General features: G+C 36.8%; 18 protein-coding genes. 10 read left to right on the top strand and 8 right to left on the bottom strand.

The features are described from left to right. Window positions 1–109 precede the first annotated feature (109 nt). Together EJ994_RS01455 and EJ994_RS01450 are read right to left on the bottom strand one after the other, a co-directional pair. On the bottom strand, window positions 110–787 hold the full coding sequence (locus tag EJ994_RS01455) for a class I SAM-dependent methyltransferase (RefSeq protein ID WP_126590893.1): 678 nt from the start codon (window positions 785–787) through the stop codon (window positions 110–112). A gap of 51 nt (window positions 788–838) precedes the next feature. Then, window positions 839–1,498 carry a uracil-DNA glycosylase family protein gene (locus EJ994_RS01450; RefSeq protein WP_126590892.1) on the bottom strand — a complete coding sequence of 220 codons (660 nt, stop codon included), beginning with the start codon at window positions 1,496–1,498 and terminating at the stop codon, window positions 839–841. Between the two features lie 132 nt (window positions 1,499–1,630). On the opposite strand from EJ994_RS01450, the gene EJ994_RS01445 reads away from it, so the two are divergent. After that, on the top strand, window positions 1,631–1,759 hold the full coding sequence (locus tag EJ994_RS01445) for a 30S ribosomal protein THX (protein WP_099574542.1): 129 nt from the start codon (window positions 1,631–1,633) through the stop codon (window positions 1,757–1,759). A 1-nt stretch (window position 1,760) separates the two neighbouring features. Here the strand turns inward: EJ994_RS01445 and EJ994_RS01440 are convergent, their stop codons facing one another. The 4 genes from EJ994_RS01440 to EJ994_RS01425 all read right to left on the bottom strand — a co-directional run bounded on the left by EJ994_RS01440 (window position 1,761) and on the right by EJ994_RS01425 (window position 4,654). Continuing rightward, the gene (locus EJ994_RS01440; RefSeq protein WP_126590891.1) at window positions 1,761–2,126 is read right to left on the bottom strand and encodes a hypothetical protein; all 366 of its coding nucleotides are present in this window, start codon (window positions 2,124–2,126) and stop codon (window positions 1,761–1,763) included. Window positions 2,127–2,179: 53 nt separating this feature from the next. Further along, window positions 2,180–2,941, bottom strand: a complete 762-nt coding sequence (gene yaaA / locus EJ994_RS01435; RefSeq protein ID WP_126590890.1) for a peroxide stress protein YaaA — start codon at window positions 2,939–2,941, stop codon at window positions 2,180–2,182. A gap of 97 nt (window positions 2,942–3,038) precedes the next feature. Continuing rightward, complete coding sequence (locus tag EJ994_RS01430) at window positions 3,039–4,064, bottom strand: RluA family pseudouridine synthase (RefSeq protein WP_126590889.1); 1,026 nt, start codon at window positions 4,062–4,064, stop codon at window positions 3,039–3,041. Window positions 4,065–4,066: 2 nt separating this feature from the next. Beyond that, complete coding sequence (locus EJ994_RS01425; RefSeq protein WP_126590888.1) at window positions 4,067–4,654, bottom strand: PASTA domain-containing protein; 588 nt, start codon at window positions 4,652–4,654, stop codon at window positions 4,067–4,069. Window positions 4,655–4,819: 165 nt separating this feature from the next. Between EJ994_RS01425 and EJ994_RS01420 the strand changes: the two genes are divergently transcribed. From EJ994_RS01420 to EJ994_RS01395, 6 genes are all read left to right on the top strand, one after another. Continuing rightward, complete coding sequence (locus EJ994_RS01420; protein WP_126590887.1) at window positions 4,820–5,794, top strand: D-alanine--D-alanine ligase; 975 nt, start codon at window positions 4,820–4,822, stop codon at window positions 5,792–5,794. A gap of 18 nt (window positions 5,795–5,812) precedes the next feature. Continuing rightward, a complete protein-coding gene (gene coaD / locus EJ994_RS01415) occupies window positions 5,813–6,271 on the top strand; it encodes a pantetheine-phosphate adenylyltransferase (RefSeq protein ID WP_126590886.1) in 459 nt (152 codons plus the stop codon). Between the two features lie 118 nt (window positions 6,272–6,389). Then, entirely contained in the window at window positions 6,390–8,228 is a 1,839-nt protein-coding gene (locus tag EJ994_RS01410) for a PAS domain S-box protein (RefSeq protein ID WP_126590885.1), read from the top strand. An 88-nt stretch (window positions 8,229–8,316) separates the two neighbouring features. Beyond that, complete coding sequence (locus EJ994_RS01405) at window positions 8,317–10,164, top strand: PAS domain S-box protein (protein WP_126590884.1); 1,848 nt, start codon at window positions 8,317–8,319, stop codon at window positions 10,162–10,164. Next, window positions 10,151–10,555, top strand: a complete 405-nt coding sequence (locus EJ994_RS01400; RefSeq protein WP_126590883.1) for a response regulator — start codon at window positions 10,151–10,153, stop codon at window positions 10,553–10,555. Before EJ994_RS01405 ends, EJ994_RS01400 begins: the two co-directional genes overlap by 14 nt. 74 nt (window positions 10,556–10,629) lie before the next feature. Then, a complete protein-coding gene (locus tag EJ994_RS01395) occupies window positions 10,630–12,378 on the top strand; it encodes a M14 family metallopeptidase (RefSeq protein WP_126590882.1) in 1,749 nt (582 codons plus the stop codon). Window positions 12,379–12,393: 15 nt separating this feature from the next. Here the strand turns inward: EJ994_RS01395 and EJ994_RS01390 are convergent, their stop codons facing one another. Then, window positions 12,394–12,984: an NUDIX hydrolase gene (locus tag EJ994_RS01390; protein WP_099574575.1), complete on the bottom strand. Its 591-nt coding sequence runs from the start codon at window positions 12,982–12,984 to the stop codon at window positions 12,394–12,396. 7 nt (window positions 12,985–12,991) lie between these two features. Between EJ994_RS01390 and pyrE the strand changes: the two genes are divergently transcribed. Both pyrE and EJ994_RS01380 read left to right on the top strand, forming a co-directional pair. Beyond that, entirely contained in the window at window positions 12,992–13,633 is a 642-nt protein-coding gene (pyrE, locus tag EJ994_RS01385; RefSeq protein WP_126590881.1) for an orotate phosphoribosyltransferase, read from the top strand. Window positions 13,634–13,637: 4 nt separating this feature from the next. After that, window positions 13,638–14,030: an SRPBCC family protein gene (locus EJ994_RS01380; protein ID WP_126590880.1), complete on the top strand. Its 393-nt coding sequence runs from the start codon at window positions 13,638–13,640 to the stop codon at window positions 14,028–14,030. On the opposite strand, the gene EJ994_RS01375 is transcribed toward EJ994_RS01380, so the two are convergent. Further along, window positions 14,027–14,758, bottom strand: a complete 732-nt coding sequence (locus tag EJ994_RS01375) for a biotin--[acetyl-CoA-carboxylase] ligase (protein ID WP_126590879.1) — start codon at window positions 14,756–14,758, stop codon at window positions 14,027–14,029. The two genes, EJ994_RS01380 and EJ994_RS01375, sit on opposite strands and share 4 nt — an antisense overlap. A gap of 93 nt (window positions 14,759–14,851) precedes the next feature. On the opposite strand from EJ994_RS01375, the gene rsfS reads away from it, so the two are divergent. Continuing rightward, window positions 14,852–15,229, top strand: coding sequence for a ribosome silencing factor (gene rsfS, locus EJ994_RS01370; RefSeq protein WP_099574556.1), 378 nt, complete (start codon window positions 14,852–14,854; stop codon window positions 15,227–15,229). Window positions 15,230–15,232: the final 3 nt, after the last annotated feature.

The raw sequence follows: 15,232 nt of genomic DNA, 5'->3' as shown, positions 1-15,232 counted from the left end.
TTGGTGGCCATTCTATATTTTGAGACAGTGAAATTAATAGAATCTAAGATTAATTTCTGAGGTGTTCAAAACTTAGGTCATTACGTTACCCGTAGTCTAAATTATCAATTTACCAAAGCTGATATAAAGTAGTTTCAATTACACCTTTACCTTTACCTAAATCAATAGCAGATAAAAGCTTTTCCTCTATAACTTTTAGATTAAACGGTGCAGACAATACCTTGACACCACTTTGTTTTTTAAGCCGAATTCCCTGACCTGAAATAATATCTCTGTTGGGCTCGTATTCACCTGCGGGAACATGCTCTGTAATTATTACATACTTAAAAGCACTTAGTTTTTTAATTATACGGAGTATTTCTTTATTCGAAAGGTGTTGTAAAACCTGCCTTAATAGTACACAGTCCGCAGCAGGTAAAACATCATTTGAAATATCCAGACAATAAAATTCTAGGTTTTTCAGGTCAAATTTTTTCTTATTACGCTTTACCAGTTCTGGCACAATATCTACGGCATGGTAAAACTGGGTGTACTCCACTAATTTGCTTCCAATATTAAAATCTCCACAGCCTAAATCACAGACCGTAAGGGGATGTTCAAAATCGCTTAAGAAAGCAATCAAGTCTTTATGATAGGGTGCTATGATTTGAGGATGATGTGAACCAACTCCTGAATAGAAATCTGTTTGATTCCCTCCCCATAGTTTCTTTTCGTATACCTGTATCATGGCCCTTTTCGTAGGCCATGGTTTCTTTGCCAATTTAGATATATGTCCGTTAGCTTCCATTTAAAATGATGGTCTATGAATCATACCATAAGGAGATAATTCATCATGATTTTAAAAAAATTCCCTGTATTGCATCACCCTAAAATCCAAGGTATTGAAATCAGGATTTTTGATCTTTAATTTTTTATATAAATCTAAACTGCCCACTGCTCTGTTGGCCGCTCCAGAAGGTGCCGTTAACGAAACCGTTTTCAGGTGTTTCTTTGTCTTTGGATGCGTAAATGTATGAATCCTTGGCACTACGTTCGAGACTACCTGCAGCGCAAGACCATTTTCTTTGAGATGTCTTCTAAAGAAATATTCTGGACCATTTTTACTATTTCCTCCAGTAAAGAGCAGTGTATCTACTGCGGGATACCGTTCCAAATACCCGAGAATATTTCTCAAAGTAGTGTTTTGCATACCCAGGTCCGAAGCATCCACTTTATCGCGCTCCGCACTCGCCACAATATCACAAACTCCTATTTTATACTTCACTAAAAATGCCTTTCGCTGCTGAGCTGCAAATTCCGTAGTTTCATACTTCAACCCCAAGTCGAAAATTATATCCAAAATTGGCCAAAGCTGTCCGTTTTTACTCCCGTAACAAAAATCTACATCTTCTGGTTTTAAATCGCCAGTAGTAAAGCGTGGTGGAGGTAAGGTGCCTACAATGAGTTTGGTAGCCTCAGGAAATAAAAACGGTTCATAAGGATGTATATGTTGAAACACGGTTAAAATTATTTAATTGAAAGATGAGAACGGAATTTTCACCAAAATTAAACCCGAATTTACTAACTTTAATACAATAGTAACGTGAAAGGTTTTTTGCCTTCCGCTTTATGCAACTTAAAATAAAAAGGAATGGGGAAGGGAGATAAAAAATCAAGGAAAGGAAAAATAGCCAATAACTCTTATGGTGCAAGAAGGCCAAGAAAAATTAAGAGAAGACCTACGGTAGAGGAAAAGATAAAAACCGTTAAAAAGAAGTGATTTAGTATTCTATTCTAAAAGTAAGTTCTATTTGCTGTGCCTCGTCAAAACTGAGTTCATAGGTATAGAAACCTATAGGTAGTGAATCTGTAAAAACTTCTGAAGGAGTATAAGTTAAGGTGGTTGAGTCTGTTTTTACAGTTAATTCCGTAGCCTCGAACGCTCGTTGGAACTCTATGTACTCAGAAAATTCCCCAGCGGGAATGTTTTCGTATACGGTATCATTTTCCACGATCAACACTTCATTGAACAAGGATTCCGTATTATTCTTAATGCGAATATTAACCGCATTTACGTCGTCATCCCTATCGGTACAAGCAAAAAACAAACCAACAACAACTAATAACGACAATATCAATTTTCTCATAGCACAACTACTCTTATGGTATACTAGGAGAACGGTATTCGCAAAAGTTTATTTTATCGTACAAAAACAGGTTCGTTTTCTTTTAAGGTGTGCGCTTTGCTAAACTGGTATTCGTCCCTATCAAAACCTTGTATATCCTCTAAGGTTTTTGCATCGGTATCCAAAATGTACCGGACCATAGAACCTCTTGCTTTTTTGGCATAAAAGCTAATCACTTTTAACTTATCGTTCTTCCAATCTTTAAAAATAGGGGTAATTACCGGTACTTTTAATGCTTTTGCATCAACAGCTCCAAAATATTCGTTACTAGCAAGATTTACAAACAATTCGTCCGCTACCAATTCCTCGTTTAAGTGTTCCGTTATGGTTTTTTTCCAGAATTCGTATAGATTTTTATTTCTTCCAACCTTCAAAGAGGTTCCCATTTCCAATCTATATGGTTGCATTAAATCCAGCGGTCTTAGAACCCCATATAACCCGGATAAGATACGTAATGTGTCCTGTAATTTATCTAGTTTTTCTTCTGGAATGGAATAAGCGTCCAGTCCATTATAAACATCTCCATTAAATGCAAAGACCGCAGGCCTGGCATTTTTAGGTGTAAATGGCACCGTAAATTTCTGATTGCGCTCCCAGTTCAATTGTGCTAAATTGTCAGATATGGACATTAGTTCGGATAATGCCTTCGGTTTCTTCTTTATCAAAACCTTGTTCAATTTCTCTGACTCCACAAGAAAATTGGGCTGCGTAAATTTAGTTGTGGGCAACTCGCTTTCAAAATCCAACGATTTTGCCGGGGATATTACAATCTTCATAAGACACTTAAATTTAAGTATAAAAATAAAATAGATTTAGGATACTACCTATTGGTATCTAAAAAGAGTTTCAATGACCCTATTGGAGAAAACTATGTTACATACTATTTTGAGCGTAGCTCCGCCATTTTTCAATACATTGGGCCATATCTTGCGGTAATTCAGAATCAAATTGCATGTGTTTTCCGGTAAGAGGATGCACGAAACCTAGTGTTTTTGCGTGAAGTGCCTGTCTTGGTAATATTTTAAAAGCGTTCTCCACAAACTGTTTATACTTGGTAAATGTAGTCCCCTTTAAAATCTTATCCCCTCCGTAACGCTCATCGTTGAACAAGGTATGCCCAATATATTTCATATGAACCCTTATTTGATGGGTTCTACCAGTTTCTAGCCTACAGGATACAAGTGTTACGTAACCTAACCGCTCTATCACCTTAAAATGGGTAACCGCTTCCTTACCTTCTTCTCCTTCGGGAAAAACATGCATTTGCAGTCTATTTTTAGGACTGCGGCCTACATGCCCCTCAATAACCCCTTCTTCTTCGTTAACATTACCCCAAACCAAAGCAACATACTCGCGTTCTGAGGTCTTATTAAAAAATTGTTTGGACAAGTGGGTCATTGCTGCCTCTGTTTTTGCAATGACCAGTAGCCCGGAGGTATCCTTATCAATTCTATGAACTAAACCAGGACGTTCACTGCTATTGGCGGGTAAATTATCTACGTGATGAATCAATGCATTGATTAAAGTGCCGGAGTAGTTTCCGTGACCAGGATGCACCACCATGCCTGCCGGTTTGTTCACCACCAAAAGCACATCATCCTCATAAATGATGTCTAAAGGAATATCCTCGGCCACCAACAAAAATTCATGTGGAGGATGTTCAAAAAGCACTTTTACCTCATCACCTGCCTTTACCTTGTAATTAGACTTTACCATGGCACCGTTGACCCAAACATGGCCATCTTTAGCCGCCTTCTGGATTTTATTTCTGGTGGCATTTTCAATGAAGTTCATAAGGAACTTGTCTACACGCAAAGGCTCCTGACCTTTAGAAGCTAATACACTATGATGCTCGTATAGCTCATCATCATCTAATTCATGGGTTGAAGTGGATGCCATAGCTATTCTGAGTCTGCCTTTATAATGGCGCTGTTAGGAATGGTACCGTTACCGCATACCAATTCTATTTTGGAGGTTTTAGGAAGTTTATCTCCAGGTTTAATATCCTTGCCCTTAAATTTTATATAGTACACCATATCCTTACCCAATTGGTCTATATAAGTAACACGTTGCACGTCTAAACCAACAGCTTTGAGCATTGAAGATGCATTTCTTTTGGTAACCTGTATAATTTTAGGAACCGTAACTTTCTTATAACCCGACGGATTAACAGTAAAATAAATTTTTCGGTTCGTTTTTACCTTTGTCCCCGCTGCGGGATTCTGCTCTATAATTGAAAACCGGGGATAATCCGGATTATAGTTTGCGGAATCTAAAACTTCATAGCGCAATCCAGCATCCTCAACCGATTTGCGCATCTCCATGACGGAGAGTTTAGCAAAATCGGGAACTTCCACAAATTCTCCATGATTAGTGGTACTGCCTAACCAACGCAGCACCAGAAAAATCAAAATTACAAGCATTACTATAGAAAGCCCTAACTGAATCAAAAAAGTCTTGCTCTTTAAAAAATTTAGAAAATTCTTCATGAAATCCTTTTATTGCCACAAATATAACAAATGCCCTTTTATCATTAGAATTCTATTTTAATAGTTACTACACAAACACGTTTATTGGTATAGGTGCTCTGGCAGTACTTTTTTCTTTAATCGGAAAAGCACATCTTTGTTAAATTAATAGCTTACATCTTTATCATGAAAAAGACTATAGGTATCATCATGGGCGGCTACTCTAGCGAGTTTAAAATTTCATTAAAAAGCGGAAGCGTTGTTTATGATTATTTGGATAAAACAAAATTTAGTCCTTACCGCATACATATCTTAAAGGAAAAATGGGTTCATGTAGATGACGATGACAACGAACACCCTGTGAACAAACATGATTTCTCCTTAACGATTAACGACACAAGGGTTACTTTTGATTGTATCTTCAACGCCGTCCATGGCACTCCTGGAGAAGATGGTCTTATGCAGGCCTATTTTGAACTTCTGGGCATACCTCAAACTTCTTGTGGTTTTTACCAAGCTGCACTAACCTTTAACAAAAGAGATTTACTAAGTGTACTAAAACCATATGGCATTAAGTGCGCACCATCTTATTACCTTAACAAGGGAGATGAAATCAACGAAGATGCCATTATTGAAAAGGTGAAACTACCATGTTTTGTTAAGGCAAATAAATCCGGGAGCAGTTATGGTATTTCTAAGGTATACAAGAAGGAAGAACTGGCAAAGGCAATAAGCATTGCATATAAGGAAGATGACGAAATTATTATAGAAGGCTTTTTATCGGGAACGGAAGTGTCTGTCGGAGTCATAAAATATGAAGGGAAAACTAAAGTCTTACCAATTACCGAGATTGTTACTGAAAATGATTTTTTTGACTACGAAGCGAAGTACGAAGGAAAGTCTACGGAAATTACTCCAGCAAGAATTTCAAAGGAGCAGGAAGAAAATGTAAGACAGAGCGCACAGACCATTTACGATGTCTTAAAAATGACAGGTTTTTCGCGAAGTGAATTTATCTTCATTGGCAACGAACCTTTTCTGCTAGAAATGAACACTACTCCGGGGCTGACCACGGAAAGCATATTACCGCAACAGGCAAAAGAAGCGGGAATACATCTTGCCGAACTTTTTGAAAATGCTATAAACGAAGTTTTGTCCTAAAATAACTACCTTTAAATCATGAGACGTGCAATTTTTCCAGGTTCCTTTGACCCATTAACCTTGGGACATCATGATATTATTATGAGAGGTATACCTTTATTTGACGAACTCATTATCGCTATCGGGAAAAACGCGGACAAAAAGTATATGTTCTCTCTAGAAGAGCGCATGAATTTTATAGTGGAAGCATTCAAAGACCAACCCAATGTAAAAGTGCTAACTTATGAAGGGCTTACGGTAGATTTCTGTCAAAAAGTTAATGCAAATTATATTCTTAGAGGATTACGTAATCCAGGAGATTTTGAATTTGAAAAAGCTATTGCCCATACCAACAGAAAATTGTCCGAGATAGAAACCGTATTCCTATTAACTTCTTCCGGAAAATCTTATATCAGCTCTTCTATTGTAAGGGATGTTATAAGGAATAATGGAGATTACACTGGTTTAGTCCCTAATTCCGTAAGGACAGAGCAATAGTTTTAATCACTTCACCACACATAATCACTTATCAACAACACTTTATTGATAATTTACAACAATTCTGATACCATAAAAGGAATAACCATATAAATTCGTAAGAAAATTCTTCGTTATTATGATTAGTGCCAAAACCAACCTTTCTTTTTCCTCTGACTGGATTCAACAAATCCCTACTGCCATTGCCCTTGTCGATACCAATTATAATTTGGTAAGTGCATCACCAAATTGGTTAAAAAAATTCGACTTTTCTCAGAGTGATGCCATCGGGCTCAATCTGTATGACCTGTTCCCTAGATTTTCAAAAGATTGGGATACGAAATTAAAATATTGCGTTGATGGTTTAAAGGATATCAAAATTATTGATAATCAGACTAACGCAAAGAATCCAGAAAATAATCTTGTTTGGGACCTGAACCCGTGGAAAGACGGTTACGGTAATATCATCGGCGTTATTCTTAAGGTAGATAACATATCCAAAAGCAGAAAGTTAGAGCTAGAATTAAACCGGACAAAACTTATATTAAACCAGAAAGGTAATATAGCTAAAATAGGTAGTTGGGAATATTTAATTAACGAAGAGCAATTGCAATGGTCTCCAATAGTACATACCATCTATGGCGTAAGTAAAGATTTTGAACCCACCTTAAATAGTGCATTAGCCTACTACGTACAAGGGACCTCAAGAGATACAATTAAGGAAAGGGTACAGCACGCCATAACTAAGGGTAAGCCCTGGAACGAAAATTTACAATTAAAACGAGGAGACGGGAAAACCATTTGGGTAAATTCTATTGGAAGACCAAAGTATAAAGATGGCGTTTGCATACGTGTTATTGGTACCGTACAAGATATTACCGCTACGTATGAGCAATCGTTGAACAAATTAGAACGGCATCAAAACACCTTTTTTGACCAAGTTACTTTTGGATTGATCCTTAGTGATTTTAAGACAGGTAGTATTATTGCGGCAAATGATGCCTTTGCAAAATTAGCCGGATACGAGACTAGCTATTTTAAGGGAAAGACGTTCAAAGCTTTTATAAGTGATTCCTTAAAAAAACGCAGTATCAACTTAGCAAAACAGCTTAAGAATAAGGGAGCGTTCAAGGCTATAGAAACAGTGTTTTACAATAAAGATGGAAAAAAATTAACCTTACGACTATCAGGTAAAAGAATCGAAACTTTTTCCGGAGGTTTTAATGTGCTTACTACAATTGAAAATATTACGCCAGAAATAGAAAAAGAAAAAAGAATTAAAGGGCTTCTTGACGATGCTACCGAAAAGAATGAGCACCTGCTGAATTTTGCTCATATGGTATCCCATAATTTGAAGGCACATGCCACTAATTTTTCTCTTCTCCTAAACTTTTTAGATAAAGAAGTCGGTGAAAGCGAGCGCAAGAAATTAACGGAAATGCTTTTCAACGCCTCGGATAACTTGTCTGAAACTATAAAAAGGTTAAGAGAAGTTTTTGCCATAAAAACTAATGCCAACCAAGAGAAAAAAAATATTTCTTTGAACGAACACATCTTCCATGTAGAGCAGAATCTTATGGGACTTTTAAAACAAAATAACGGTAAGATTATAAATGAGATTCCCGATAGTATTAAGGTAAAAGCTTTACCTGCATACTTAGATAGTATTCTTACGAATTGTTTGACCAATGCCATTAAGTACAAAAAGAAAGATAAAGCACCGATCATTATCTTAAGTGTTCAAAAAACAAAGGCATATACCACCTTAAGCATAGAGGATAATGGCGTAGGACTGGATATGGAAAAATTTGGAGATAAACTCTTTGGACTATACCAGACATTCCATAAAGAAAACAAGGGCAATGGAATTGGACTATACATAACCAAACAACAGATTGAATCCATGAATGGCAAAATCAGCGCTACAAGTACTTTGGGACAAGGGACAATTTTTAAAATATCTTTCAGCAATTCATAACCACCCTTTACAACAACAATGATACGTTTCGCAACAAATTCTATAGAAAGTAGTACTATTAATGTATAATTGTAAGAAAATACAATCAATGAAAAGGGGTTCCCCAACTTTATCCACTTCCTATCTAGTTAAGCAGTTGCCAAGTGCAACGGTCTTTATAGATAAGACCTTTAGTATTGCGCACGCTTCTGATAGGTGGGTCAATACCTTTGGTAAAGAAGAGGTAGATATTCATGGGAAAAACCTTTTTGAACTGCTACCAGAACTCAGCACCAAATGGAAAAACGTTCTGGAAAATTGTTTCCAAGGTAAATCAGGCCCCATGGGGGTGGAAAAAGTCCTTGAAGATGGATGCGAAAAATGGTATGAATGGTCTACCTCATCTTGGTACGATGATAAGGAGAATATAGTTGGCGCCATCATCCAGTCCAATGATATCACAGAAATGATCGTTAGCGAACTTAAACGTGATAGAGCGGAATCACTCCTAAAACATCAATCAGAAATATCTCAAATTGGTAGTTGGGAATATAATGTCATTGAAAATACCGTTCAATGGTGTAGTATGACAAAAGCTATTCACGAAGTAGAACCAAGTTATGAGCCTAACATTGAGACAAGTATAAATTTTTACAAAGAGGGTCATAGTAGAAATGCTATTTCCATGGCCGTTTTTGAGGCGATGGAAAAAGGAACTCCTTGGAACCTAAAGCTGCAGATTATAACTGCAAATGGCTCTGAGAAATGGGTAAGGGCTGCAGGAAAAGCTATCTACAGAAAAAGGAAGCTGATTAGTTTAATGGGGACCTTTCAGGACATTGACGAACAAGTACTTTCCAATTTAGAAACCAAAAACAATGAAAAGCTTCTAAAGACCTTAATAGACAATCTTCCGCTAAATGTATATATAAAAGACACGGAATCCAGAAAGATTCTCGTAAATAAGGCGGAATGTGACTATCTCGGAATAGAGGATCCAAAAGAAATTTTAGGTAAAAGCGATTTTGACCTGTATCCTGACAAGAGTGCAATTTTATCAAGGGAAGAAGATTTAAGGGTTTTGCAGACCTTAAAACCAATAATTAGTAAGGAGACGGTAAATATTAGAAAAGACGGTTCAGAAACTGCATTCTTAAGCTCAAAAATACCGCTAATAGACCATTTAGGAAACTCCTACGGACTCGTAGGCATTAGTTTGGATATCACAGATATAAAACAGAAAGAAAAAGAACTCAGAAACCTGATTAACGTAACATCACAACAGAATAAAAAATTAATAAACTTTGCTCACATTGTATCCCACAACTTAAGATCTCATTCGGCCAATTTTTCAATGCTTTTAAACTTTTTAGTCGAAGAAACCAACGAAAAAGAAAAAGAGGGCATCCTTAAAATGCTCATGAGTGCTTCTGGAAATCTATTGGAAACCTTGGATAATCTCAACGAAGTGGTAGCCATAAGTTCTAACGTTAATATCAAAAAAGAACCTACGAAGGTATTACAGACGGTCACTAAGGTAAAACAAACATTATCTGGATTCCTATTGAACAATAAAGCACAGATCATTACCAACATTCCAAAAAATCTTAAGGTAAATGTGGTGCCATCTTATTTAGAAAGTATCATCCTTAACTTTATAACTAACGGTATAAAGTACAAGCATCCAGAACGTGATCCTAAACTAACATTGAGCGTAAGCAAACGTGATAAACAAACTTTATTAAGCATTGAGGATAACGGACTAGGCATAGATTTAAAAAAATACGGAAACAAACTATTTGGCATGTACAAAACCTTTCATACTCATGAGGATGCTAGAGGTATAGGCCTGTATATTACAAAGAACCAGATTGAGGCGATGGGCGGTAGAATTACGGTAGAAAGTAAAGTCGGTCAGGGTACTAAATTTAATATATTTTTTGATGACAAAAATTAAGTACATAGGCATAGTGGACGATGACCCCATAACGGTCTTTGGAATAAGGAAAATGTTGAATTCCACTGTGGAATGCGAACAAATAGATACTTATAAGAACGGTAAAATTGCTTTTGATGATATTTGTGAAAAATTAAAACACAACCAAACCTTACCCGAAATAATTTTTTTAGACATTAATATGCCCATAATGGACGGATGGCAGTTTCTAGAAGCGTTTCTAAATTTGCCTATTGAACATAAAGTGCGTATCAATATTGTTACCTCTTCTATAGATCCCTATGATGTTGAGAAGTGGAAATCTTACAAGAATAGAACCCATCATCTTATTACCTTCAATAACAAACCTATACGACCTCAAGAAATTGCCCAAATAACTAAGGTGGCCTAACCACATCTGTCTGTAATTTTAATTATTTTTACGCTTCACAATTTTGAGATTCACTCAAAACTAAGTCGTAAATAATGAAGCAGGCAACACTTATTTTAGCTATAATATCGATTTTCTATTCCTGCGAAAAAAAACCAGAAGAGATAGCACGCGATTTTCCTACGACCTTCGAAATTTCTAACGGTACTAAAACAGCAACCTACGCGGAAGTCTTGGAATTTTACATGGCTTTAGCCAAAGAATTTCCAGAAATTAATATTCAGACCATTGGCGAAACCGATAGTGGTGAACCTTTGCATGTGGTGACCTATAACGAAGGTGGTACTTTTAATTTTAATAAAATCGGAGAAGAAAATACCGTCATCCTAATCAATAACGGAATTCATCCCGGAGAAAGCGATGGTATAGATGCCACAATGATGCTGTTCAGGGATTTAGCAAGTGGCAAAATTAGTCCCCTGGAAAGAACGGTAGTCGCAAGCATCCTAGTTTATAATGTAGGCGGTGCGCTTAACAGAAATTCGCACAGTAGGGCAAATCAAAATGGTCCTAAATCCTACGGGTTCAGAGGTAATGCCAGAAATTTTGATCTAAACAGGGACTTTATTAAGGGCGATACAAAGAATGCAAGAACCTTTGCACAGATTTTTCATATGGTAAAGCCAGATGTGTTTATAGATAACCACGTAAGTAATGGTGCGGATTACCAATATATACTTACCCATCTTTTTACGCAGCACAACAAATTAGGTGATGAACTCGGTGCTTATTTAAACGATTCTTTAATGCCAGCACTGCAGGATTCCTTGGCCCTTTCAGGTTGGGACATTACCCCGTACGTTAATGTATTCAATAAACCACCAGAAATCGGATTTCAACAGTTTATGGACCACCCAAGATATTCCACAGGGTATACGACATTATGGAATACCCTAGGAATGATGGTGGAAACCCATATGCTAAAACCTTATAAACAAAGGGTAGACGGTACATATATGCTTATGAAAAAAATGATAGCCATCGCCGAAATCGATGGGGAAAGAATTAAGCGATTAAGGGATGAAGCTGGCAGAAGACATTTAGAGTGGGAATATTATCCTGTACAATGGCAAGTAGACACGACTCAATACTCGGTCTTGAATTTTAAAGGTTTTAAGGCGGATACGATTCCCAGCGAGGTAACGGGATTTCCTAGATTAAAATTCAACAGGGATGCTCCCTTTACAAAAAATGTTACTTATCAGAATTATTTTATGCCGTCGGATTCCGTAAAAATACCCGAAGCCTACATTATCCCGAAGCAATGGAACAAGGTCATAGAATTACTAGATCTGAACCATATTGAATATACCGCTGTTGAAAACGATACGCTATTAAATGTAGGTTCCTACCGTATACAAGATTATGAGACCGTAGAAAATCCGTATGAGGGCCACTACCTGCACTTTAATACAAAAGTCAGTTCAACAATGCGTGAAGTTCAATTAAAAAAAGATGATATCTGGGTTCCTACGAATCAGACAGGCTTTAGATATATACTAGAAACTTTAGAACCTACCGCGCCAGATTCATTTTTTAACTGGAACTTTTTTGATACTATACTTCAACAAAAAGAAGGTTTCTCCCCTTACGTATTTGAAGATAGCGCATTGAAAATGCTACAAAACGACAGTATTTTAAACCGCGAATTTCAACTGAAAAAGGAACAGGAATTATCATTTTCAGAAAATTGGTATGCACAATTAGAATGGCTCTTTGAAAAATCCAAGTACTATGAAAAAGCACATATGCAATACCCTGTATATCGATTTATGAAGAATTAACGCCCTTTGCCAGCTTTAATCCCCTTCAAATAAGATTTTGATATTGTTGTAGGAATTCTGTAATGCCTTCTGAATTTTATTGGGACCCTTCCATTTTACTTTTACTATTCCCTCCTTTTTTTCCGGTTTAAGTTTACCGTCATAGTCTGTCTTCATGGCGTACCAATGCACTTGTTTCAAAGTGGGTTTTCCAGAATTATTAAAGACGTGATAGGTGGTACGCAAAAAATTCTCTATTCGAAGCCCTTCAACACCCGTTTCTTCCATTACCTCCCTTACAGCGCAAGCTTCAATAGACTCTCCCTTGTCCAATTTACCCTTAGGTAAATCCCACTTATCGTTCCTGTAAATAAAAAGTACCTTTCCCTTTTGGTTGGTTACTACACCCCCAGCTGCCACAATCATAGGTATTTCTTGAGTAAATTTCTTTAGAATTTCCTCATGGTTAGGGTGATAGATATAGGCAATGGAGAGTTTTTTCTTTTTCAACGCCTTAATTGCCTCCAGTATAGATTCTTGATTTAGTAGAAAATACTCGCCGTCGGATGTTTCAGAGAGTTTATTTGTCAATATCAAGGGTAATTCATTAACAAAAACTTTATACATTTGCGTCATGGTTTTAGACAAGAACACGGCTAAAAAAACAGCGGAACTTCTGCTGCAAATTAATGCAATAAAATTGAATCCTGAAAATCCTTTTACTTGGGCATCAGGCTGGAAATCTCCTATATATTGCGATAATAGAATTTTACTCTCGTATCCTACTATCAGAAAGTATATCAGTGAGGAAATTGCAAAACAAGTAGAAACACTTTATGGTAAGCCAGATGTTATTGCGGGTGTTGCCACAGGCGCCATTGGTATGGGGGTTTTGGTAGCGGACGCCTTGGGTCTACCCTTTATATATGTAAGACCAGAACCTAAATCCCATGGGAGAAAGAATCAGATAGAAGGCCAGTTAGAGGCAAACCAAACCGTTGTAGTCATCGAAGATTTGATTAGCACAGGAAAGAGTAGTTTAAATGCGGTAGCCGCCTTAGAAGAGCAAAATGCCAAGGTAAAGGGTATGCTCGCTATTTTCACCTATGGCTTTGACCTTGCTGTAAAGAATTTTAGTGAAAAGGATATTGAACTTCACACTTTGAGCAGCTATGAATACCTTGTAAAGCAGGCCTCGGAAACAGGTTACATAAAAGAAGAACAACTACATACATTAATGGATTGGCGTGTGACGCCATCAGAATGGTTACAATAAAAATATGTTTATAGAAACACCTAAAGCAGCAGTAAGTAAAAGTCAAACGGAAACTTTTGAATTTTTAAGTGATTTGGCAAATTTTGAACAATTAATGCCAGAGAACATAGATAAATTTGAAGTTCTGAATGAAAATAGGTTTCTTTTCGCACTTAAAGGTATGCCAGAAATTGTACTGGAGCGAAAAACAGAAACCCCACATAGTCAAATAGTATTGGGTGCCGCAAGTGAGAAACTCCCCTTTACCCTAACGGCGGACATTGCTGACTTACAAGATCATAAAAGCGAAGTAACGCTAAGTTTTGCCGGTGAGTTCAATGCAATGATGGCGATGATGATAAAAAACCCTATTACCAATTTCATTAATACGCTCGCTACGAATTTGGCTAAAATTTAATATTGTAAACTAACTTCTTTAAGTGCAAATTCACGGACTGCTCCGTCTTCTAATCTCACTTTTAATTTACCCTCTTTGCCAATACCTAGTAGGGTGCCTTGAAATACTTCATCGTTCTCCAGGACAAAATGGGACAAGACATCTTTTCGGAACAATAGACTATGATATTCGTCCAAAAGCATTTCCCAATTCAAAGGGTTAATTTTCGATAAATAGGTGTTCAGATTTTGCAAAACCGTATGCAACGAATCTTCTAAATCTATTGTTCTGCCTGTTAGGGCATACAAAGATGTTGCTTTAGGCTGATTTTCAAAAGTAATTTGATTCACATTGAGGCCTATTCCTATGACCGAAGACGAAATTTTAAGACCAGAAATACTATTTTCAATAAGAATGCCACAAATCTTAGAATTACCTGACAGAATGTCGTTAGGCCATTTAATCCTTACATCAGGAATTTTGAAAGCCATGAGTGACCTGTAAACCGCCAAAGAGGCACAAATACTTATTAAGAACTGATCTTGAATTGTAAGAGAAGTAAATTTTTTCAAAATGCTGAAAGTGAGGTTTTTACCATCTTCAGACTCCCACATACCGTTCATTTGACCCCTACCTTTCGTCTGTTTTTCGGTAACGACAACGGTGAAATCCTCTAGATTTTTCACTAATGCCAGTTCCTTCAAATAGGTATTTGTAGACTCCGTGGCACTAAGTTTGATTATTTGCATTAAGATTTGGTTTTAGCAATCTTTAATCTATTGTTAAAAACTAACCTCAAAAGAACAAAAAAACAATAACTTTGTAGAAACTAAATTTTTTGAATGCAGAAAAAGAAAGCTAGCGCAGATGAGTTGATTACTTTAATTTTACAAGGCATTGAGGAAGTAAAAGGACACCATATAAATTTACTTGACCTAAGGGAAATTGAGAATACCGTTTGTGACTACTTTATCATTTGTAATGGTACTTCTAATACGCATGTAAACGCCATAGTGGGCTCTATCCAAAAAACAGTTAGTAAAGCTATTCAGGACAAACCCTGGCATATAGAAGGTGAGGACAATGCCGAATGGATACTCATGGATTATGTAAACGTAGTTGTGCATGTGTTCCAAAAACAAGTTCGCGAATTCTATGACATAGAAGGTCTATGGGGAGACGCCAAATTTACAACGATAGAAAGTAGCATTAATCAATAAAAA

The sequence above is a fragment of the Maribacter sp. MJ134 genome (genome assembly GCF_003970695.1).
Classification (GTDB): Bacteria; Bacteroidota; Bacteroidia; order Flavobacteriales; family Flavobacteriaceae; genus Maribacter.
This window is presented reverse-complemented; position numbering and strand designations above follow the sequence as displayed.